The sequence below is a fragment of the Pseudomonas sp. HTZ2 genome, assembly GCF_033173945.1.
GTDB classification, from domain to species: Bacteria; Pseudomonadota; Gammaproteobacteria; order Pseudomonadales; family Pseudomonadaceae; genus Aquipseudomonas; species Aquipseudomonas guariconensis.
The window spans coordinates 3307398-3327819 of the sequence record NZ_CP137332.1; the positions used below are offsets into that span (position 1 = coordinate 3307398).

The 20422-nt window shown below is 64.2% G+C and carries 17 protein-coding genes; 12 read left to right on the top strand and 5 right to left on the bottom strand.

Annotated features, from left to right (window positions below; genetic code table 11):
* Positions 1–22 precede the first annotated feature (22 nt).
* The gene (locus R6G97_RS15380; protein WP_043206800.1) at positions 23–919 is read left to right on the top strand and encodes a 1-aminocyclopropane-1-carboxylate deaminase/D-cysteine desulfhydrase; all 897 of its coding nucleotides are present in this window, start codon (positions 23–25) and stop codon (positions 917–919) included.
* On the opposite strand, the gene R6G97_RS15385 is transcribed toward R6G97_RS15380, so the two are convergent.
* Both R6G97_RS15385 and R6G97_RS15390 read right to left on the bottom strand, forming a co-directional pair.
* Positions 910–1455 carry a cytochrome b gene (locus tag R6G97_RS15385; RefSeq protein ID WP_090343824.1) on the bottom strand — a complete coding sequence of 182 codons (546 nt, stop codon included), beginning with the start codon at positions 1453–1455 and terminating at the stop codon, positions 910–912. The genes R6G97_RS15380 and R6G97_RS15385 overlap by 10 nt on opposite strands.
* Positions 1456–1601: 146 nt before the next feature.
* The gene (locus tag R6G97_RS15390) at positions 1602–2591 is read right to left on the bottom strand and encodes a DUF1853 family protein (protein WP_182819131.1); all 990 of its coding nucleotides are present in this window, start codon (positions 2589–2591) and stop codon (positions 1602–1604) included.
* A gap of 58 nt (positions 2592–2649) precedes the next feature.
* Here R6G97_RS15390 and R6G97_RS15395 point away from each other — a divergent pair, with 58 nt between their 5' ends.
* The 11 genes from R6G97_RS15395 (at position 2650) to R6G97_RS15445 (ending at position 14631) form a co-directional block, all read left to right on the top strand.
* A complete protein-coding gene (locus R6G97_RS15395; RefSeq protein WP_043206793.1) occupies positions 2650–3540 on the top strand; it encodes an NAD(+) kinase in 891 nt (296 codons plus the stop codon).
* On the top strand, positions 3540–4511 hold the full coding sequence (locus R6G97_RS15400) for a metallophosphoesterase (protein WP_090343828.1): 972 nt from the start codon (positions 3540–3542) through the stop codon (positions 4509–4511). The genes R6G97_RS15395 and R6G97_RS15400 overlap by 1 nt, the downstream gene beginning before the upstream one ends.
* Complete coding sequence (locus R6G97_RS15405) at positions 4508–5380, top strand: rhomboid family intramembrane serine protease (protein ID WP_043206789.1); 873 nt, start codon at positions 4508–4510, stop codon at positions 5378–5380. Before R6G97_RS15400 ends, R6G97_RS15405 begins: the two co-directional genes overlap by 4 nt.
* Before the next feature lie 13 nt (positions 5381–5393).
* Entirely contained in the window at positions 5394–5654 is a 261-nt protein-coding gene (locus R6G97_RS15410; RefSeq protein WP_043206786.1) for a YeaC family protein, read from the top strand.
* Positions 5651–6481 (top strand): DUF2797 domain-containing protein, encoded by an 831-nt coding sequence (locus R6G97_RS15415; RefSeq protein WP_043206785.1) that lies wholly within the window; start codon positions 5651–5653, stop codon positions 6479–6481. The genes R6G97_RS15410 and R6G97_RS15415 overlap by 4 nt, the downstream gene beginning before the upstream one ends.
* A 13-nt stretch (positions 6482–6494) precedes the next feature.
* Positions 6495–9152, top strand: coding sequence for an aminopeptidase N (gene pepN / locus R6G97_RS15420; RefSeq protein WP_317847190.1), 2658 nt, complete (start codon positions 6495–6497; stop codon positions 9150–9152).
* 260 nt (positions 9153–9412) lie between these two features.
* On the top strand, positions 9413–10441 hold the full coding sequence (locus R6G97_RS15425) for a WD40/YVTN/BNR-like repeat-containing protein (RefSeq protein ID WP_043206780.1): 1029 nt from the start codon (positions 9413–9415) through the stop codon (positions 10439–10441).
* Positions 10438–12840, top strand: a complete 2403-nt coding sequence (locus R6G97_RS15430; RefSeq protein WP_317847191.1) for an efflux RND transporter permease subunit — start codon at positions 10438–10440, stop codon at positions 12838–12840. The genes R6G97_RS15425 and R6G97_RS15430 overlap by 4 nt, the downstream gene beginning before the upstream one ends.
* Positions 12841–12944: 104 nt before the next feature.
* Positions 12945–13232: a DUF5629 family protein gene (locus R6G97_RS15435; protein ID WP_043206779.1), complete on the top strand. Its 288-nt coding sequence runs from the start codon at positions 12945–12947 to the stop codon at positions 13230–13232.
* The gene (locus R6G97_RS15440) at positions 13201–14328 is read left to right on the top strand and encodes a lactonase family protein (protein ID WP_434968408.1); all 1128 of its coding nucleotides are present in this window, start codon (positions 13201–13203) and stop codon (positions 14326–14328) included. The genes R6G97_RS15435 and R6G97_RS15440 overlap by 32 nt, the downstream gene beginning before the upstream one ends.
* 123 nt (positions 14329–14451) lie before the next feature.
* Positions 14452–14631, top strand: a complete 180-nt coding sequence (locus R6G97_RS15445; protein ID WP_043206774.1) for a hypothetical protein — start codon at positions 14452–14454, stop codon at positions 14629–14631.
* A 299-nt stretch (positions 14632–14930) separates the two neighbouring features.
* Here R6G97_RS15445 and R6G97_RS15450 read toward each other — a convergent pair whose 3' ends face one another.
* The 3 genes from R6G97_RS15450 to R6G97_RS15460 are packed head-to-tail and all read right to left on the bottom strand — an operon-like array spanning position 14931 to position 20400.
* Positions 14931–15524 carry a glutathione S-transferase gene (locus R6G97_RS15450; protein ID WP_317847192.1) on the bottom strand — a complete coding sequence of 198 codons (594 nt, stop codon included), beginning with the start codon at positions 15522–15524 and terminating at the stop codon, positions 14931–14933.
* A complete protein-coding gene (locus tag R6G97_RS15455) occupies positions 15521–19165 on the bottom strand; it encodes an AAA family ATPase (protein ID WP_317847193.1) in 3645 nt (1214 codons plus the stop codon). Before R6G97_RS15455 ends, R6G97_RS15450 begins: the two co-directional genes overlap by 4 nt.
* Positions 19162–20400, bottom strand: coding sequence for an exonuclease SbcCD subunit D C-terminal domain-containing protein (locus R6G97_RS15460; RefSeq protein ID WP_317847194.1), 1239 nt, complete (start codon positions 20398–20400; stop codon positions 19162–19164). The genes R6G97_RS15455 and R6G97_RS15460 overlap by 4 nt, the downstream gene beginning before the upstream one ends.
* Positions 20401–20422: the final 22 nt, after the last annotated feature.

The window sequence follows — 20422 nt, forward strand, 5'->3', positions numbered from 1 at the left end:
CTGATCTCGATACACTCGCCCAATGTCTTACGCCTTTGCCGACCTTCCCCAAGCACCTTTGCAGCCGTTGTCCTTGCCCTGGCTCGAGCACGCCGGTGTCCAGCTCGCCGTGCTGCGGCTGGACCTGATCGACCCGCTGATCAGCGGCAACAAAGGGTTCAAGCTTCGCCACCACCTGCGCGACGCCCATGCCATGGGCGCCCCCGGGCTGATCAGCCTCGGCGGCAATCACTCCAATCACCTTCACGCCCTGGCGGCTGCGGGCAAGCGCTTTGGCTTCGCCACCGCGGGGCTGCTGCGTGGGCATCCGCAGGACACTGCCACCGTTCGTGATCTGCAGGCCTTTGGCATGGAGCTGCACTGGTTGGGTTACGGCGGCTACCGGGAGCGTCACCAGGTAGGTTTCTGGACGCCTTGGCTGGCGCGCTATCCTGGGTGGTACTGCATTCCCGAAGGCGGTGGCGGGCTGGCGGGCGCCGAGGGTTGTCGACTGATCGTGGAGCAGGCGAGGGCGCAGCTACCGATGCTGGGTTGGACGGATTACCACGGCTGGTGGCTGGCGGTGGGGACCGGGACCACGTTGGCAGGCCTGGTGATGGCAGAGCAGGGCCGTCGTGGGGTGCATGGCGCCTTGGCGGTGCCACCTGGGCATGGCGTCGAAGAAAACCTCTCGGCCTTGGTGCAGGGCGGCTATGAACTGCATGGCGCGTGCCGTGGCGGATTCGCCCGGATCGACGATGAGCTGCTGGCGTTCATTGACCAAAGCGAGCGCGAAAGTGGCCTGCCGCTGGAAGCGGTGTACACCGGCAAGGCCTTGTTGGCCCTGCGCGATCAGGTCGTGGCCGGGCGTTTTGCGCGCGGCACACGCCTGATCTTCCTGCACACCGGCGGGCTGCAGGGACGTCGCGGTTACTTGTAGGGCAGCATGCGCAGCAGCGTGTCGTCGCGGCGCACATAGTGGTGATAGAGGCCGGCCACGGCGTGCAGGCCGATCAGCCAGTAGCCCCAACTGCCGACTCGCTCATGCCAGCCTTTGACGAATTTGGCCAGGTCTTGATCGGGCGCGACCAGTGCAGGCAGGTCGAGGCCATAGAAAGGGATCGGTTTGTCGGCGGCGCTGAGGATGATCCAACCGGCGATTGGCAGGCCGATCATCATCACATACAGCAGCAGGTGCACCAGGTGCGCCAGCCCCGTCTGCCAAGCCGGTGGCTTGGGGACGATCGGTGGCGTCGGGCGGCTCAGGCGCAGGGCCAGGCGCAGCCAGACCAACACGAACACCGTCAGGCCAAGCATGAAGTGCAATTCTTTCATCAGGTCGCGCTCGGCGCTGCCTTTGGGAAACAGACCGCGCAGCTCGATGGTGGCGTAGACCGCAGCCAGTAGCACCAGCATCAGCCAGTGCAGGGTGATGGACAGACGCGCGTAATGCGCCGTGGGCGTGGGTGAAGCCATGGTGGTTCCTCATCATCAGGTCGCAATTGCGCTCTTGAGTGGCGCGTGAGAGGTATTTTAATGGCAGGCTGGATTTTTTCTTTGCGCTAGGTCGATGAAATTTGTTCTTGGTGTGGCCCCGACGCGAGGTCGAGGCGCTTTGATTATCAAGCCGAGAGCTGCGGCCAACTGTCGGCGACCAGGAACACCCGCTCGGCCTCTTGCCAGGTACCGTCCCCGGCCACCTCCAGCCTGACCAGCAATTGCGCGCGCGCCTGATCGTCCAGTTCGCCCAGCCAGGCCTTGAACTGCAGGGGCGACCAGCACGCCGTGGCCTCCACCCGCGCCGGTGCCAGCCAGGCATGGCGGGGCAGGGGCTGCCAGCGTCCGGTTGGATTGGCCTGCTGGTAATCAGGCCAGTCGTTTCGACGCAACCAGCGCCCGCGCAGATGCTGTGCGTTGGCGCCGACCGGTGATTCGGCAAGCACTGGCCAAGGGTAGAACAGGTAGCCGCCGAGCCAGGCATGTGCCCGTGCCTCGTGCACCCCTAGCGATGCCAGGGCCTGGCGGCTCTGGGGCCAGGATGAGATCGTCAACTGATGGCGGGCCAGGTGGCCCAGTTTGCGGTCCAGGCGGTCATGGCAGCCCGGGCCCAGCCAGTGCGCCGGATCATGGCCGTCCCCGCCGGATGGCCCCAGGTAGAGCTTGATGGCCAGTTCCAGATGGTGAACGCCTTCCCGGTCACGTAGGACGATATCCAGCTCTCCCAGGGTGTGTCCGCCTTCGCGGATCGGCAAGTTGGCTGCCAGCAGCTCGACGCCGGGCGCCTGGCCTAGGGCGAACTGCCACAGGCTTTCGTAGTACAGCCCGAGGCGGTGGCTGGTGAGGCGGGCGAGCCAGTCGAGCAGCGCCTGTTCGTCTTGGTCCAGCGCCAGTAGCCACTGTCGCAGGCGTTCGGGGTCGTCCGCCCAGGCGCTGGCCGTCAACGGGTGACGTTGCGCACAGGGCGGTTGGCTCAGCAGGGCAGGCGACAACACTGTCCACGCCAGGTCGCGTACGGCGGGGCGGCGCAACTGGCCAGGGAGGTCGTGAAGATCGGCGAAAGGCGTCATCCACCGAGCATAGCCGGTTTGCCGCTGGCTGGTCGTTTCGCCCATAATCCCAAGGGCCACACTGGCCATCCGTCACCCCGCCGCAGAGCCTTGCAGGAGCACCATGGAGCAATTTCGCAATATCGGTATCATCGGTCGCCTTGGCAGCTCCCAGGTGCTGGACACCATTCGCCGACTGAAAAAATTCCTGATCGAGCGCCACCTGCATGTGATCCTCGAGGACACCATTGCCGAGGTGCTGCCCGGCCATGGCCTGCAAACCTCCACACGCAAGCTGCTGGGCGAGGTCTGCGACCTGGTCATCGTGGTCGGTGGCGACGGCAGTCTGCTCGGCGCGGCTCGCGCCCTGGCTCGACACAACATCCCGGTGCTGGGGATCAACCGCGGCAACCTGGGCTTTCTCACCGACATCCGTCCCGACGAGCTGGAGACCAAGGTCGCCGAGGTGCTCGACGGCCACTATCTGGTGGAAAACCGCTTCCTGCTGCAGGCGGAGGTACGTCGCCACAACGAGGCCATCGGCCAGGGCGATGCGCTCAATGACGTGGTGCTGCACCCAGGCAAGTCGACGCGGATGATCGAGTTCGAGATCTACATCGATGGCCAGTTCGTCTGCAGCCAGAAGGCCGACGGCTTGATCATCGCCACCCCCACCGGCTCCACCGCCTACGCGCTCTCCGCGGGTGGGCCGATCATGCACCCCAAGCTCGATGCCATCGTCATCGTGCCGATGTACCCGCACACTTTGTCCGGGCGGCCGATCGTGGTGGACGGCAACAGTGAACTCAAGATCGTCGTCTCCCAGGACCTGCAGATCTACCCGCAGGTCTCGTGCGACGGCCAGAACCACTTCACCTGCGCCCCAGGCGACACCATCACGGTAAGCAAGAAACCGCAGAAGCTGCGCCTGATCCATCCGCTGGACCATAACTACTACGAGGTGTGCCGCACCAAGCTCGGCTGGGGCAGCCGTCTGGGGAGTGGAGGCGACTGATGTTCGATCCGGCACGCAGTTTCGACATCATCGGCGATGTACACGGTTGTGCCCTGACCCTGGAACGCCTGCTCGACGCCATGGGCTACAAGCGCCAGGGGGGTGTGTGGCGCCATCCTCGCCGCCAGGCGCTGTTCCTCGGCGATATCGTCGATCGCGGCCCGCGCATCCGCGAGGCCTTGCACATCGTCCATGACATGGTCGAAGCCGGGCAGGCCTTCTGCATCATGGGCAATCATGAGTACAACGCCCTGGCCTGGGTCACTCCGGCGCTGCCAGGCAGTGGCAAGACCTACGTGCGCGAGCACACCCCGCGCCACGCTCGGCTGATCGACGAAACCCTGACCCAGTTCGCCCAGCACCCAGGTGACTGGCACGATTTCCTGCAATGGTTCTATGAGCTGCCGTTGTTCGTCGACGCTGGGCGCTTCCGCCTGGTCCATGCCTGCTGGGACCCGGGGCTGATCGAGCCGCTGCGTCGGGAGTACCCGAACGGGTGCATCGATGAGCATTTCATCCAGGCCTCGGCGGTCTCCGGTAGCTTTGCATCTACCGTATGCAACCGCCTGCTGCGCGGTACCGACATGCGCCTGCCGGACGGTCTGACGCTGACCGGTGGCGATGGTCTGACTCGCGCCTTCTTCCGCACCAAGTTCTGGGAAGAAGACCCTCAAACCTATGGAGACATTGTGTTCCAGCCCGACGCCCTGCCCGAGGACGTGGCCCGCACGCCCCTGAGCCACAGCCAGAAAAACGCCCTGCTGCGTTACGCCGAGGACGAGCCGTTGCTGTTCGTCGGTCACTACTGGCGCAGCGGCCGCCCGGCCCCGATCCGCGGCAACCTGGCCTGCCTGGACTACAGCGCCGTGCTCTACGGCAAGCTGGCGGCCTACCGCCTGGATGATGAAACCCGCATCGACCCCCACAAGTTCGTCTGGGTCGACGTCGAACGCCCGCAGGCCAGCCAATGAACGTGATCGCCGCAATGCGCCTGCCGCTGTCGGTCGACCTGGGCGGATTCGTCAAGATGTTGCGCCGGTTGCAGGTCCCGCACCGGGTGGTCGAGCAGGGACAGGAGCAGATCCTCTGGGTGCCGGAGTCGCTGGCCGAGGACGTGCGCGAGCTGTATCAGCGCTATCCCGAGGGCAACGACGAAATCCAGTTGCCCGAAGAAGTGCTCGCGGGCATGGCCCAGCGTCCCTCCCTGGCTGAGCAGGCCCGGGCCTGCAAGATCACCGCCGGGATGCTGCTGGCGTGCCTGGTCGTCGCCGTGCTGACCGGTCTGGGTGACAACCTGTCGACGGTTGGCTGGTTCACCTTCCTGGATTTCCGAGTGCAGGGCCAGTACCTGTACTTCACCTCGCTGGAGCAAGGCTTGGCCGAGGGGCAGTGGTGGCGGCTGGTGTCGCCGATGCTGTTGCATTTCGGTGTGCTGCACCTGGCCATGAACGCCCTGTGGTACTGGGAGTTGGGGCGGCGCATCGAGTTGCGTCAGGGCCCTTGGGCGTTGCTGGGCCTGACCTTGCTGTTCAGCCTGGTGTCCAACCTGGCCCAGCATTACACCAGCGGCCCCAGCCTGTTCGGCGGCTTGTCCGGTGTGCTCTACGGTTTGCTCGGGCATGTCTGGCTGTACCAGTGGCTGGCGCCCAGCCCGTTGTTCAGCCTGCCCAAGGGCGTACTGGTGATGATGCTGGTGTGGCTGTTGATCTGCCTGACCGGCGTGGTCGGCCAGCTCGGCTTCGGCCAGATCGCCAATGCCGCCCACGTCGGTGGACTGCTCATCGGATGCCTGACCGGGCTCTTGGGCGGGGCCCTGGCACGGCGTAAACTGTCGGCTTGATTTAGGAGATGTTATGTCCACCTTTGCGCAAATGATCGAAAACATCACCCCCGAGATCTACGAGAGCCTGAAACTGGCCGTGGAAATCGGCAAATGGGCTGACGGCCGCAAGCTGACCCCGGAGCAGAAAGCGCTGTCGCTGCAGGCGGTGATCGCCTGGGAGATGAAGAACCTGCCCGAGGAGCAGCGCACCGGCTATATGGGCCCACAGGAGTGCGCGTCGAAATCGGCACCGGTCCCCAACATCCTGTTCAAGTCGGACTCGGTACATTGATCGAACTCGCTCGTGGCTCTCTGAGCAAAATGGCGGTGCGCCTGGAAGCACCGGTTGTCCAATACGCCTTTCGCCTCGGTGAGGAGCAGGTGCCGGTCAATCCACTGATCGGCAAGACCCTGCGCCTGGAGTACCTCGGCGCCATCCACTGCACCCACTGCGGCAAGCGCACCAAGACCAGCTTCAGCCAGGGTTACTGCTACCCCTGCATGACCAAGCTGGCCCAGTGCGATGTCTGCATCATGGCCCCGGAAAAATGCCATTACGACGCCGGCACCTGCCGTGAGCCGTCCTGGGGCGAGCAGTTCTGCATGACCGACCATGTGGTGTACCTGGCCAACTCCTCGGGTATCAAGGTCGGTATCACCCGCGCCACCCAGCTGCCCACCCGCTGGCTCGACCAAGGCGCCAGCCAGGCCTTGCCGATCCTGCGCGTGGCCACCCGGCAACAGTCTGGCCTGGTCGAGGATCTGCTGCGCAGCCAGGTACCGGACCGTACCAACTGGCGAGCGCTGCTCAAGGGCGACGCCGACGTGCTCGACCTGCCAGCCATCCGCGAACAGATCTTCGATGCCTGCGCCGAAGGCCTGCAGGGCTTGCAGGCGCGCTTTGGCCTGCAGGCGATCCAGCCGCTGGCCGACGCCGAAGTGGTCGAAATGCGCTACCCGGTCGAGGCCTATCCGAAAAAGATCGTGAGCTTCAACCTGGACAAAGACCCTGTGGCTGAAGGCACGCTGCTGGGCATCAAGGGCCAGTACCTGATCTTCGACACCGGTGTGATCAACATTCGCAAGTACACGGCCTATCAATTGGCCGTGCACCAGTAAAAGGACCAGCACGATGCGTACCGAACAACCGCAAGTGATCTACCTCAAGGATTACCAGGCGCCTGAGTACCTGATCGACGAGACGCACCTGACGTTCGAGCTGTTCGAGGACCACAGCCTGGTCCATGCGCAGTTGGTCATGCGCCGCAACCCGGCCCGGGGCGCTGGTCTGCCGCCGCTGGTGCTCGACGGCCAGCAACTGGAGCTTCTGAGTGTGCAGCTGGATGACCAGACGCTAGCCACCGGCGACTATCAGGTCGATGACGACAGCCTGACCGTGCAGCCCAAGGCCGAGCGGTTCACCCTCGACACCAGCGTGAAGATCCATCCAGAGAGCAATACCGCGCTCGAAGGCCTGTACAAGTCCGGCAAGATGTTCTGCACCCAGTGCGAGGCCGAGGGTTTTCGCAAGATCACCTACTACCTCGATCGCCCGGACGTGATGAGCAAATTCACCACCACCGTGATCGCCGAGCAGCATCGCTACCCGGTGTTGCTGTCCAACGGCAACCCGGTCGGCAGCGGACCGGCCGAGGAAGGTCGTCACTGGGCAACGTGGGAAGACCCGTTCATGAAACCGGCCTACCTGTTCGCCCTGGTGGCCGGTGACCTGTGGTGCGTCGAGGACACCTTCACCCGCCAGTCCGGTCGTGACGTGACCCTGCGTATCTACGTGGAGCCGGAGAACATCGACAAGTGCGACCACGCCATGGTCAGCCTGAAGAAGTCCATGCGCTGGGACGAGGAGGTCTACGGCCGTGAATACGACCTGGACATCTTCATGATCGTCGCGGTCAATGACTTCAACATGGGCGCCATGGAAAACAAGGGCCTGAACATCTTCAACTCCAGCTGTGTGCTGGCGCGTGCCGAAACGGCCACCGACGCCGCCCACCAGCGGGTCGAGGGGGTGGTGGCCCACGAGTACTTCCACAACTGGTCGGGCAACCGGGTGACCTGCCGCGACTGGTTCCAGCTGTCGCTCAAGGAAGGCTTCACGGTGTTCCGCGACGCCGAGTTCAGCGCCGACATGAACTCGCGCACGGTCAAGCGCATCGAGGACGTAGCCTACCTGCGCACGCACCAGTTCGCCGAGGACGCAGGTCCCATGGCCCATCCGGTTCGCCCGGACAGCTTCATCGAGATTTCCAACTTCTACACCCTGACCGTGTATGAAAAGGGTGCCGAAGTGGTGCGCATGGTCCGTACCCTGCTGGGCAGCGAAGGCTTCCGCAAGGGCAGCGACCTGTACTTCGAACGTCATGACGGCCAGGCCGTGACCTGCGATGACTTCATCAAGGCTATGGAAGACGCCAACGGCGTGGACCTGACCCAGTTCAAGCGTTGGTATAGCCAGGCCGGCACGCCGCGCCTGGAGGTCAGCGAAGCCTATGACGCTGCCGCGCAGACCTACAGCCTGACTTTCCGCCAGAGCTGCCCGCAGACCCCGGACAAAGCCCAGAAGCAACCGTTCGTGATCCCTGTGGAACTGGGCCTTTTGGACGCCCAGGGCAACGACCTGCCACTGCGCCTGGCCGGCGAAGCTGTACCGCAGGGCACCAGCCGCGTGTTGTCGGTGACCGAAGCCGAGCAGACCTTCACCTTCGAAGGCATCGCCGCCAAGCCACTGCCGTCGTTGCTGCGTGGTTTCAGCGCGCCGGTCAAGCTGAGCTTCCCCTACGATCGCGACCAGTTGATGTTCCTCATGCAGCACGACAGCGATGGCTTCAACCGCTGGGAAGCGGGTCAGCAGCTGTCGGTGCAGGTGTTGCAGGAGCTGATCGGCCAATATCAGCGCGGCGAGGCCCTCAAGCTCGATCAGCGGCTGATCACTGCCCTGGGCACGGTACTGGGCAATGCGGCGCTCGATGCAGCGATGGTCGCCGAGATGCTGTCGCTGCCTGGTGAGGCGTACCTGACCGAGATCAGCCAGGTGGCCGACGTCGATGCCATCCATGCAGCCCGTGAATTCGCTCGCAAGCAGATCGCCGAGCAGCTGTTCGACGCCCTGTGGGCGCGCTACCAGGCCAACCGCGAAGTCTCCAGCAAGACCCCTTACGTCGCCGAAGCCGAGCACTTCGCGCGCCGCAGCCTGCAGAACATCGCCCTGTCGTACCTGATGCTCACCGGCAAGCCGCAGGTGTTGCAGGCGACATTGGAGCAGTTCGAGCACTGCGACAACATGACCGAGCGTCTCACCGCCCTGGCGGTGCTGGTCAACTCGCCGTTCGAGGCCGAGCGCGCCAAGGCCCTGGACGCCTTCGCCGAGCACTTCAAGGACAACCCGCTGGTCATGGACCAGTGGTTCAGCGTGCAGGCCGCCAGCCCCCTGCCGGGTGGCCTGGCGCGGGTCAAGGCGCTGATGCAGCACCCGGCCTTCACCCTGAAGAACCCCAACAAGGTGCGTGCGCTGATCGGTGCCTTCGCCGGGCAGAACCTGGTGAACTTCCACGCCGCCGACGGTTCGGGCTACCGCTTCCTGGCGGACCTGGTGATCGAGCTCAACGCCCTCAACCCGCAGATCGCTTCGCGCCAGTTGGCGCCGCTGACCCGCTGGCGCAAGTACGACGATGCGCGCCAGGCTCTGATGCGTGGCGAGCTGGAGCGCATCCTGGCTTGTGGTGCGCTGTCCAGCGATGTGTATGAAGTGGTGAGCAAGAGTCTGGCCTGAACCGGACTGACAGGGGCTGCTGGGCAGCCCCATTGCAGGCTTCGTCAGCCCCTATCAACCTAGGTGGGAGCTGGCGAAGCCTGCGATGGGGCGCAGCAGCCCCTTTCTTTTGCTTAACAAAACATAACGTCCCGCTCGTTGTTTTCCCGCCGATATCCCCGATAGGATGGCCCCAAAGCCATTGCAGTGCTCTGGAACAGGGTTTTCGCAGCACCTGCCAATAGGCTCACCCACTACAAGAACACAAAAGGGGAGCGGTCATGAGAGACCGGATTAGGGCGCGTGCCCGGCGTGGTGCCTGGCCACTGGCGGCCAGCATGTGGCTGGCGCTGGCCATCTCGACAGCAGCAGGTGGTGCCCAGGCCGCCGCTGCCGAGGAGTACTCGGTGGAGTCGGCCAGGGCCAGCCAGAGCCTGTTGATCGATGCCGCCAATCTCGGTAAACGGCTAGTGGTGGTCGGCGACCGTGGCCATATCCTGTTCTCCGACGACCAGGGCAAGACCTGGACCCAGGCCCGAGTGCCCACCCGGCAGTTGCTCACGGCAGTGTTCTTCCTCGACGACAAGCGCGGCTGGGCGGTCGGCCATGACGCCCAGGTGCTGACCACCAACGATGGCGGCGCCACCTGGAGCAAACAGTTCGAAGACCTCGCGCGCGAAGCACCATTGCTCGACGTGACCTTCCTCGATGCCCAGCATGGATTTGCCGTGGGTGCCTATGGCGCCCTGATCGAAACCACCGATGGCGGCCAGCACTGGCAGGACATCGCCGAGCGGCTGGACAACCCCGATCAGTTGCACCTCAACGCTATTGCCAGCATCAAGGATGCGGGCCTGTTTATCGTCGGCGAACAGGGCAGCATGTTCCGTTCCAGCGACAACGGCCAGAGCTGGTCGCGCGTCGAAGGCCCCTACGAGGGGTCGCTGTTCGGCGTGATCGCCACTGCTCACCCCCGCACGCTGCTGGCCTACGGCCTGCGCGGCAACCTGTTCCGTTCTACTGATTTCGGCGATACCTGGCAGCCGATCGCGCTCAAGGCTGCCCGTGGCTCGCTGGAGTTCGGCCTGGCGAGCGCCACCTTGCTCAAGGATGGCAGCCTGGTTCTGGTGGGCAATGGCGGCACGGTACTGCGCAGCCGCGATGACGGCCAGAGCTTCACGGTCTACAACCGCGCCGACCGTCTCGCCCTGTCGGGCGCCGCGGAGCTTGCCAATGGCGGTCTGCTGTTGGTGGGCCAAGGGGGCGTGCACCTGGCCACCGCTGAAGGCGCAGAGGAGGGGCAGCAATGACCAGCCGGGAGAGTTTCGACATGCACCAGCACCATCATCAAGATAAGGCGACCTTGCTCGAACGGCTGATTTTCAACAATCGGCCGGCCGTCATCGCCCTGTGCCTGCTGGTGAGCATCTTCCTGTTCTGGCAGGCCACGCAGATCCGCCCGTCTACCAGTTTCGAGAAGATGATCCCGCTGCAGCACCCGTTCATCGAACAGATGCTCGAGCACCGCAATGACTTGGCCAACCTCGGCAACACCGTGCGCATCTCGGTGGAAGCGGTCAATGGCGATATCTTCGACAAGGACTACATGGAGACCTTGCGCCAGATCCATGACGAGGTCTTCTACATTCCGGGCGTCGACCGGGCTGGGCTCAAGTCGCTGTGGAGTCCGAGCGTGCGCTGGACCGAGGTGACCGAAGACGGCTTCGCCGGCGGCGAGGTGATCCCCAACACTTACAACGGCTCGGCCGAAAGCCTCGACGAGCTGCGCGACAACGTGCTCAAGTCCGGCCAGGTCGGGCGTCTGGTGGCCAACAACTTCAAGTCCAGCATCGTCGACGTGCCGTTGATGGAGAGTTACCCGGACTCTCAAGACCAGAGCAAGCAGGTCAAGCTCGACTACCAGCAGTTTTCCCATCAGCTGGAAGAGAAGATTCGCGACAAGTTCCAGGCCCAGAATCCCAACGTGAAGATCCACATCGTCGGTTTCGCCAAGAAAGTCGGTGATCTGATCGACGGTCTGGTGATGGTGGTGATGTTCTTCGGCGTGGCCCTGGCCATCACCTGGGCATTGTTGTACTGGTTCACCTGGTGCATCCGCAGCACTATCGCCGTGCTCATCACCACCTTGGTGGCCGTGGTCTGGCAGTTGGGGCTGATGCATGCGGTCGGCTTCGGGCTGGATCCGTACTCGATGCTGGTGCCGTTCTTGATCTTCGCCATCGGCATCTCCCACGGGGTGCAGAAAATCAACGGCATCGCCTTGCAGTCGAGCGGAGCCGACAACGCCCTGACCGCTGCCCGGCGCACGTTCCGGCAGCTGTTCCTGCCGGGCATGATCGCCATCCTGGCCGATGCCGTGGGCTTCATCACGTTACTGGTGATCGACATCGGCGTGATCCGTGAGCTTGCCATCGGTGCGTCGATCGGCGTGGCGGTGATCGTCTTCACCAACCTGATTCTGTTACCGGTAGCGATTTCCTACGTAGGCATCAGCCAAAAGGCCATTGCCCGCAGCAAGAAGGACGCCACCCGCGAACACCCGTTCTGGCGCCTGCTGGCCAACTTCGCCAGCCCCAAGGTGGCGCCGGTGTCCATCGCCCTGGCCCTGGCGGCCTTTGCCGGCGGCCTGTGGTACAGCCAGAACCTCAAGATCGGTGACCTTGACCAGGGCGCGCCGGAGCTGCGTCCTGACTCGCGCTACAACCAGGACAACAACTTCATCATCAGCAATTACTCCACCAGCTCCGACGTGTTGGTGATCATGGTCAAGACCCCGGCCGAGAGCTGCTCGATCCATTCGACCATGGCTCCGATCGACGAGCTGATGTGGACCATGGAGAACACTCCCGGCGTGCAGTCGGCGATCTCCTTGGTGACCGTGTCCAAGCAAGTGATCAAAGGCATGAACGAGGGCAGCCTGAAATGGGAGACCCTGTCGCGCAACCCGGACGTGCTCAATAACTCCATCGCCCGCGCCGATGGCCTGTACAACGCCGATTGCTCCTTGGCGCCTGTGCTGGTGTTCCTCAACGATCACAAGGCCGAGACGCTGGAGCGGGTGACCGCGGCAGCCCAGGCCTTTGCCGACAGCCATAACAAAGAGGGCCTGCAGTTCCTCCTGGCGGCCGGTAACGCGGGCATCGAGGCGGCCACCAACGAAGTGATCAAGTCGGCCGAGCTGACCATCCTGGTGCTGGTGTACCTGTGCGTGGCAGTGATGTGCCTGATCACCTTCCGCTCGTTCGCTGCAACGCTGTGTATTGTCCTGCCACTGGTGCTCACCTCGGTGCTGGGCAACGCCCTGATGGCCTTCATGGGCATCGGCGTCAAGGTTGCCACCTTGCCGGTGGTGGCCCTGGGCGTGGGGATCGGCGTGGACTACGGCATCTACATCTACAGCCGTCTGGAGAGCTTCCTGCGGGCAGGGCTGCCGCTGCAGGAGGCCTACTACGAAACCTTGCGCTCCACCGGCAAGGCGGTGCTGTTCACCGGCCTGTGCCTGGCCATCGGGGTGTGCACCTGGATCTTCTCGGCGATCAAGTTCCAGGCGGATATGGGCCTGATGCTGACCTTCATGTTGCTGTGGAACATGTTCGGCGCGCTGTGGCTGCTGCCGGCGCTGGCGCGGTTCCTGATTCGTCCGCAGAAGCTGGCGGGCAAGGCGGGTGGGTCGATCTTCGCACATTGATCCGGAGGGGGGCCGCTTTGCGGCCCTTCGCACGCGTGACTCGCGGCCACAGCTCTCGCGTCGCCGAGGCTATAATGCCGGTCCATTTCTCTGCGGACCTTTCCATGACCACCCTTGCCACTGCCCTCGAATCCTGTGACATGCTGCTGATCGATGGGCTGCATGCCTTCGATTTCACCTTCGACGCCGATGGCCTGTCGGTCGAATGCATGGACGGCCGTCAACTGCGCCGTTGGCGCTTCACGCCAGAGCAAGTCGCCGCCGCAGTCGCCGAGGGCGATCAATGGCTGCTCGACGATGCCGACGGTGAGCATCGGCTAGTCTGTATGGATGCCTTGCGCGCCTCGGAAGATGACGACGATGAAGATCTGGAAGAGCCTGCTGACCGCTAGTCTCATGGGCCTGACGTTCAACGCACACGCAGGCGTGCTGTTAGTCGGTAGCTATACCGATGGCGCCAGTCAGGGGCTCTATCGCTATAGCTTCGATACCCGCAGCGGCCAGATCGACCCCACGCCGCTGCAGGTGGTCAAGAGCGTGAGCCCCTCGTGGCTGGTGCTCTCGGCTGACCAGCGCTTGCTGTTCGTGGTCAACGAAACGCCCCAAGGCCACGTGAGCAGTTTTTCGCTGGGCACCCAGGGCCAGATCAAGCCGCTCAACCAGGTGGCCAGCCGTGGCGACGAGCCGACCCATGCCAGCCTCAGTCATGACCAGCGCTACCTGTTCATTGCCAACTACGCTGTCGCACCTGTGCCGGGGGGGAGCCTGGTGGTGATCCCGGTGACACGGGACGGCACGCTCAAGGAGGCGGTCCAGCAGCTGCGCCATGCCCCGAGCAAGGTCAATCCCGAACGTCAGTCCGGTGCCCATGTGCACTCGGTGGTACTTTCGCCCGACGGTCGCCACCTGTACGCCAGCGACCTGGGCGCCGACAAGGTATTCATCTACCGCTACGACGGTGCCAGCCCCCAGCATCCCTTGAGCCCGGCGATCCCCGCTTCGGTGGCCTTGCCTGCCGGCAGTGGCCCGCGTCATCTGTTGTTCGACGCCAAGGGCCGGTACGCCTACCTGACCTTGGAAATGAGCGGCGAGGTGGTGACGTTCGAGGCCCAGGACGGCAACCTGATCGAACGCCAGCGCCTGCCCCTGACCGAGCAGCAGGATGCTGCGGCCAAGGCGTCCGGAGGGCTGCACTTGTCGGCCGACGGCCGATTCCTCTATGTCAGCAACCGCGGCACTGCCAACGAGATCGTGGTGTATGCGGTGGGCAAGGATGACGGCCAGTTGAGCCTGTTGCAGCGCCGCTCGGTGGAGGGAGACCACCCCCGGGAGTTCGCCCTCGATCCGAGTGGCAACTTCTTACTGGTGGCCAACCAGAAGAGCAACCAGATCGTGGTCATGCGCCGCGACCCACGCAGCGGCAAGCTCGGCGAGACCATCCAGACCCTGTCTCAGGACGCGCCGTCGGACCTCAAGTTTCTCGAGTGACTATCAATCGGCTTGATAATCGCTACTGGCGCAATGAATTTCTGCGGGCCTCCCTGGCGGCGTAAGTTTGACCCAAGGCCAACAACGGCCATCGTCAAACCATCGAAGTCGAGGACAGCCCGCATGAACTTCAATCTCTTCCCGGTCATTGCCGCTTCCGCCATTTCCGCCTCTGTCGTCCTGCCTGCCCATGCTCAGGTCGAAGTGCGCGGTAAATCGTCTGTCACCCAGAGCTATACCGAAAAGTACCTGCAGCAAAGCGCGCATTTCCATGCAGCCCTGGGCGGAAAACACGCACATTGATTCGTAGAAGGGGTGGTAGTAGCACAACGCCATATGTTTAAATTTGACGCTGTATTTTTGACTCCGGAGGTGGAGCATGATGTGGCGTATCGCGGCGGTGGTGCTGTTGCTGTTCTCTTCGCCGATCCTGGCTATCTGAAAGATATAAACGCCGGTCTCGGGTCGCTGCGCCGGCCTCTTCGCGGGTGAACCCGCTCCCACAGGTCCTTCGGTGCTCTCAAGCACACCGCTGTGCCTCTGGGGACGGGCTTATCGAGGCGTCGAGCCGCCGCGAATGGGCACCCTGCAGACACAGGGCCTCAGCGGGCCATGATGGCCTTGAACAGGTCTGATTCCAGCCAGCCCTGCAACCAAGTGCGCACACGTGGGTACGGTGTCCCGGCAAACCAGGCCGGTTCCACCCCCGCAAACTGACGCATCAAGGGGAGCAGGGCGGCATCGGCCAGGCTCGGGTGCTCTGCCAGCAGGTACGGACGGCCTTCGAGCAATCCTTCCAGCTCCGCCAGCCAGGGTTCGGCCTGCTGGCGATAGTGCTCGCGCGAATGTTCAGGGTAACGTTCGGCGTACTTGTACAGATTCACCTGGGCCTTGAAGGTGTGGTCGTTGCGCGCAATCAGCTCCAACGCCTGGGCCGCCGCCGCGGGGGCGGCCTGCAGACGCCAATCCTGTGGATCGTTCTGCTCCAGGGCCCAGCGCATGATGTCCAGGCTTTCTTCAAGCACGTGGTCACCGGTGTCGAGCACCGGCACCGTGCCCTTGGGCGACAATGCCAGGAGTTCGGCGGGCTTGTTCTTCATCGCCACTTCGCAAATCTCCACCGGGCAGCCGGCATAACGCAGGGCCAGGCGTGCGCGCATGGCCCAGGGGCAGCGGCGGAACGAATAGAGCCTCACCCACACACCTCCACATCGCTCAGGCCATTGCCCTGGCGGCGGACCTGGATTTGCACCGGGATGCGCTCGTGCATCTCCTGCACATGGGAGATCACCGCCACCTTGCGCCCCTGTGCCTGCAGGCCGTCGAGGGCATCCATCGCCAGTTGCAGAGACTCCGGGTCCAGGCTACCGAAGCCCTCATCGATGAACAGCGATTCGATGCGCAGGGTACTGGAGGCCATGGACGCCAAGCCCAGGGCGAGGGCCAGGGACACCAGGAAGGTTTCGCCGCCGGAAAGCGAATGCACCGAGCGCAGCTCGTCGCCCATCTCGGTGTCCAGTACCAGCAGGCCCAGGGCACTGCCGCCGCGCTTGAGGCGATAGCGCTTGGCCAGTTGGCGCAATTGGCTGTTGGCGTGATGCAGCAACAAGTCCAGGTTGTAGCCTTGGGCAATCTTGCGGAAGACGTCGCCCGAGGCCGAGCCGATCAGGGCGTTCAGACGTGCCCAGCGCTGCCACTGGTGATAGGCCTGCTCGATCTCGCTGGCCAACGCCTGGTGCGCTTGCTGGCGACGCTGATCGTCGGCCTGACGGGCGCGCAGTTCGGCGCACTGCTGCTCCTGGCTGGCCAGCGCTTGCTCGAGGGTGGTCAGCGCTTCTTCCAGAGACTCGGGGTCCACTTCGCCGGTGGCTTGGGCGACGTGCTGCTGCAGGCGCTGTTCACGCTCCTGCAACAGCACGCGGCCTTGCTCGATGGCTTTTTCCGCCGTTTGCAGACGCTGGCGCAGTTCGCCGAGCTGGGCATCGTCGATGGCCAGCAGGCGGTCGAGGCCGGTGTCGTCCAGTTCGGGATGTTCGCTGCGCCATTGGGCGATCTGGCCTTGCAACTGCTGGCACTCCTGCTCCAGCGCCTGCTGGCGCTGGCGGCTGGACTTGAGCTCGCCGGCCAGTTGCACACCTTGGGTGCGCAGCGCCTGCAAGCGCTCGGCGGTCTCGGTCTCGGCGAGGCGGGCATGTTCCAGTTGCGCGTCCATGTGCTGTTGCCAGGCCTCGGCACTGGGCTGTTCGCCGAGCAGTTCAGCCAGGGTGGCCAAGGCTTGCAGGCGCTGTTCATCCAGGGTGGCGAGCTTGTGTTGGAGTTGCTGCTGGGTGTTCAGGCGCAATTGCTGCTGGTCGCGCAGCTTGTCCAGCTGAACCTGGCGTGCCTGTTGTTCTTGTTGCTCGTCCTTGCGCTGGTCGAGCTGCTGGCGGCGCTGGGCGATCTGCTGGTCGAGGCCGAGGAAGGCGTTGGCCGGATCGTCGCGCAGGGCCTGGAGGATGTCCGCGGGCAGGACGTTGGTCAGATCGTTGATACTTTGCTCAAGCTGTTGCTCATCGGTCGCCAGGGCCTGGTGTTGTTGCTCGAGATGACGCTGGGCCTGCTGCTGGGCTTCGCTGGCAGCCTGCAACTGCTGGTTCAGGCGGGCAGCGTCTTTTTGCAGGGCGAGCAGGGTGCCCTGGCGCTTCTCGTCGCGGGTGATCTCTTCATCCAGGCGGCGCAGCTGGCCGTCGAGCCAGGCACTGCGGCCTTTGTCGTCCTGCGGTGCGAGGGCGGGCCACAGGGCATGGGCCTGGAGCTGCTCGAGGAGCGGTTGCAGTTGCTCGCCCAACTGTACCTGTTGCTGCTGGTAGTCCTTGAGCTGGGCGTTGACCACGCCCAGTTGGGTACGCAGTTCCATCAACTGGTTGTTGAGGGCCTCGACCTGGGTGCGGGCGGCGTCTTCTTCGGCCTGGTCATGGCGGCCCAGGCTCTGTAACAGGGCTTCGGGCTGGTGGAAGGGATGCTCGGCGCTGCCGCAAACAGGGCAGGGCTCGCCGTCGCGCAGTTGCGCGCGCAGCTCCTCGACACTGCTGGTTCGTGCCAGGCGCTGGCGTTCGAGTAACTGGCGGGTCAGGGCGAGGGCCTGTTCGGCGGCTTCCAGCTCGGCCTTGGCGGCGGTGCCTTGGCCGATGAGCTGTTGGCGCTGTTGCATGGCCTGCTGCTGGCGCTCGCGCAGGCTGGCCAGGGTATGACGCAGTTCCTGTTCGCGGCCGTGCAAGCGTGACAAGTCTTCGACCACGCGTTGCTGCTTGCGGTTGTCCTGAAGCATTGCGCCCAGCAGGTCGATCTGCTCGGCCAGCGCCTGGGGTTCGGCACCGGCTTCGCGGAACAACAGCTCGAAGCTGTCGCGTTGGGACTGCAATTGGGCATTGGCCTGGCTGACCTGGGCCTGCAGGCCCGGCAGCTCTTCACGGCCCTTGGCCAGGCGGCCGCCTACCAGCATCACTTGCTTCAACTGCGGCAGATAAGCCTGCCAGGCATCGGTCAGCCCGGCCAGTTGTTCACTGTGCGCGAGCGCCGCGTCGATCTGCGCCAAGGTGTGCAGACTGCGTTGCTGGTTTTCCTCCAACTGCTGCAATTGCTGCTGGCCGTCAGCGACCTCCTGGGCCGCCTGCTCGGCAGCGGCGCGTTGGGCGGCCAGTTCTTCGCTCAGGCGCGCCAGGCTGTCCTGGGCGGCGAAGGCCTGGCGCAGGCGTGGGGCGTTTTCGCTGTGCTGGGCTTGGCGCTGGGCAAGCGCTTGGCGCGCGCCTTCAAGCGCCTGCTCGAGTTCGCCCATGCGGGCTTGCAGTTCGTCTTGCTGGCGGGCTTGGTCGGCGAGCTCCGCAGCCAGTGGGGTCAACTGTGCGGTCAGCACTTGCTGGCGATGGAACTGATGGCGCTGCGGCGCGAGGCGTTCCAGACGCTGCAGGTCCAGGCGCTGCTCGGCCAGTTGCTGCCACTGTTGCTCGGCCGCGTGCAGCGCCTGTTGGGCCTCAGTGTACTGGGCCTGTAGCTGGCGCTGCTCCTGAAGCCAGGTGCGTTGTTGCTGCAGTTGCCGCTGGCGCGCCTGGTCGGCCTTGAACTGTTGCTGGGCCTGCTCCAGTTGCTGGTCGAGTACGGCGCGGGCTTCGGTGTCCATGGGCAGCAGGTGCTCGGCCTGTTTCTGCAGGTCGTTGTGCCGTTCGCCGGTTTCCTTGGCCTTGGTGAAGGCGCGTTGGCCCAGGCGGGTGTAGATGGCGGTGTTGGTGAGCTTTTCGAGCAGCTCGCTGCGTTCTTTGTCGTCGGCCTTGAGGAAGGCGCCGAATTCGCTCTGGGCCAACATCACCGCGCGGGTGAACTGCTCGAAGTTCAGGCCCAGGCGTGCTTCGACCAAATGCTTGTATTCGTTCTTGCCGCTGCCAAGCAGTTGCTCGCTGTCCAGGTCGTACAGGCTCTGGCGGCTGTGTTGCAGCTTGCCATTGGCTTTCTCGCGGGCGCGGTTGGCTTCCCAGCGGGCGCGGTAGCGGCGCCCGTCGATGCCGACGAAGTCCACCTCGGCATAGCCGCTGCCGGTACCTCTGCGCAGCAGGTTGCGTGGGTCGGAGGTCGGGATCTCGCCATCGGCGTCGGGCACCTTGGCCTCCCGGCCGATGTCGTCCAGGCGGGGGACTGCGCCGAACAGCGCCAGGCACAGGGCATCGAGCAGGGTGCTCTTGCCAGCGCCGGTGGGGCCGGTGATGGCGAACAGGCCGGCGCTGGCCAGGGGCTCGGCGGTGAAGTCGATGTCGATCGGGCCTGCCAAGGAGGCGAGGTTTTTCAGGCGAATGGCAAGGATCTTCATGGCTGAGCCTCCTCCAACTGGACGTCTTGCAGCAGCTGGGCGAAATCAGCCAGAGCCTGCTCATCGACCGGGTTGCCATAGGCCTGTTCCCAGGCGCGTCTGAACAGGTCTTGCGGGGTCAATTGCGACAGCTCGACGAAGGGTTGCTCGTCCTCGTCCTGCCTGTCGCGCCCAGCGTATTCGGCGCTGATGCGCACCAGACGCACGGCCTTGCCTTGCAGGGCACTCTCGATCTGCTGGCGCAGGTCTGGCTGTGGCTCGTCCAGGTGCACCCGCACTTCCAGCCAGCTCTGGCGGTTGGGATCGTCCAGAAGATCGATCACCGGCAGGTCGGCCAGCTGTTGCAGCAACTCGCCCAAAGGTGCCGGACCGATACGTTGCAGGGCCACGGCCCGTGGTATCGGGCGAGGCTCGACGCTGACCAGCTCGGCGCCGTCGAGCTCGATTTCCAGTACCTGGTGCGGATAGTTGATTTCAGCGAACGACAACGGGATCGGCGAGCCGCTGTAGCGGATGCGCTCCTCACGGTTGACCCGTTGCGGTTTGTGCAGGTGGCCCAGGGCGACATAGCTGATGGCTTTGTCGAACAGACGCGCCGGCAGGGCCTCGGCGTTGCCGATGATCAGGCTGCGCTCGGAGTCTTCCGAGACTGCGCCGCCGGCCATGTGCGCATGGCTGATGGCGACCAGGGCCTGGTCTTTCTTGCGCTTGGCCTGGGCAGCGGCGATCAGTTGTTGGTGCACCTGGGTGATGCCTTGCAGGTAGTCGTCGCCCAGCTGTGGGCCGGTGACTTCCGCCGGGCGCAGGAATGGCAGGGCCAAACACCAGGCGCAGACCTTGCCGCGGGCATTGGTCAGCGGAATCAGCAGGCGCTCGGCGTCCAGCTGGCCTTCATCGAGCCAATGCACACGGCCCAGCGCGTGAGTACGCAGGCGCCGCATCAAGGCAGCCGGCAGTTCGATCCGCGAGCCGGAATCGTGGTTGCCGGCGATCATCACGATGTCGAGCTTGGGCTGTTGCTCATGGGCCTGGACGATGAAGTCGTAGAGCCGCTCCTGGGCTTTGACCGGTGGGTTGACCGTGTCGAAGATGTCGCCGGCGATCAACAAGGCGTCGGGTTGGCGCAGGCGCAGCTGGCCGAGCAGCCAGTCGAGGAAGCAGGCATGTTCGAAGTCGCGTTCCTGGCCGTGCAGGCTTTGGCCCAGGTGCCAGTCGGAGGTGTGAAACAGACGCATTGAAATTTCCGCAAGCATGCAG

Bases quoted from the DNA above. Each gene is read 5' to 3' on its own strand.
- R6G97_RS15425 (WP_043206780.1), top strand. From the start codon at position 9,413: ATGAGAGACCGGATTAGGGCGCGTGCCCGGCGTGGTGCCTGGCCACTG.
- R6G97_RS15430 (WP_317847191.1), top strand. From the start codon at position 10,438: ATGACCAGCCGGGAGAGTTTCGACATGCACCAGCACCATCATCAAGAT.
- pepN (WP_317847190.1), top strand. From the start codon at position 6,495: ATGCGTACCGAACAACCGCAAGTGATCTACCTCAAGGATTACCAGGCG.
- R6G97_RS15390 (WP_182819131.1), bottom strand. From the start codon at position 2,591: ATGGGCGAAACGACCAGCCAGCGGCAAACCGGCTATGCTCGGTGGATG.
- R6G97_RS15435 (WP_043206779.1), top strand. From the start codon at position 12,945: ATGACCACCCTTGCCACTGCCCTCGAATCCTGTGACATGCTGCTGATC.
- R6G97_RS15395 (WP_043206793.1), top strand. From the start codon at position 2,650: ATGGAGCAATTTCGCAATATCGGTATCATCGGTCGCCTTGGCAGCTCC.
- R6G97_RS15440 (WP_434968408.1), top strand. From the start codon at position 13,201: ATGAAGATCTGGAAGAGCCTGCTGACCGCTAGTCTCATGGGCCTGACG.
- R6G97_RS15410 (WP_043206786.1), top strand. From the start codon at position 5,394: ATGTCCACCTTTGCGCAAATGATCGAAAACATCACCCCCGAGATCTAC.
- R6G97_RS15405 (WP_043206789.1), top strand. From the start codon at position 4,508: ATGAACGTGATCGCCGCAATGCGCCTGCCGCTGTCGGTCGACCTGGGC.
- R6G97_RS15380 (WP_043206800.1), top strand. From the start codon at position 23: ATGTCTTACGCCTTTGCCGACCTTCCCCAAGCACCTTTGCAGCCGTTG.
- R6G97_RS15385 (WP_090343824.1), bottom strand. From the start codon at position 1,455: ATGGCTTCACCCACGCCCACGGCGCATTACGCGCGTCTGTCCATCACC.
- R6G97_RS15460 (WP_317847194.1), bottom strand. From the start codon at position 20,400: ATGCGTCTGTTTCACACCTCCGACTGGCACCTGGGCCAAAGCCTGCAC.
- R6G97_RS15445 (WP_043206774.1), top strand. From the start codon at position 14,452: ATGAACTTCAATCTCTTCCCGGTCATTGCCGCTTCCGCCATTTCCGCC.
- R6G97_RS15400 (WP_090343828.1), top strand. From the start codon at position 3,540: ATGTTCGATCCGGCACGCAGTTTCGACATCATCGGCGATGTACACGGT.
- R6G97_RS15455 (WP_317847193.1), bottom strand. From the start codon at position 19,165: ATGAAGATCCTTGCCATTCGCCTGAAAAACCTCGCCTCCTTGGCAGGC.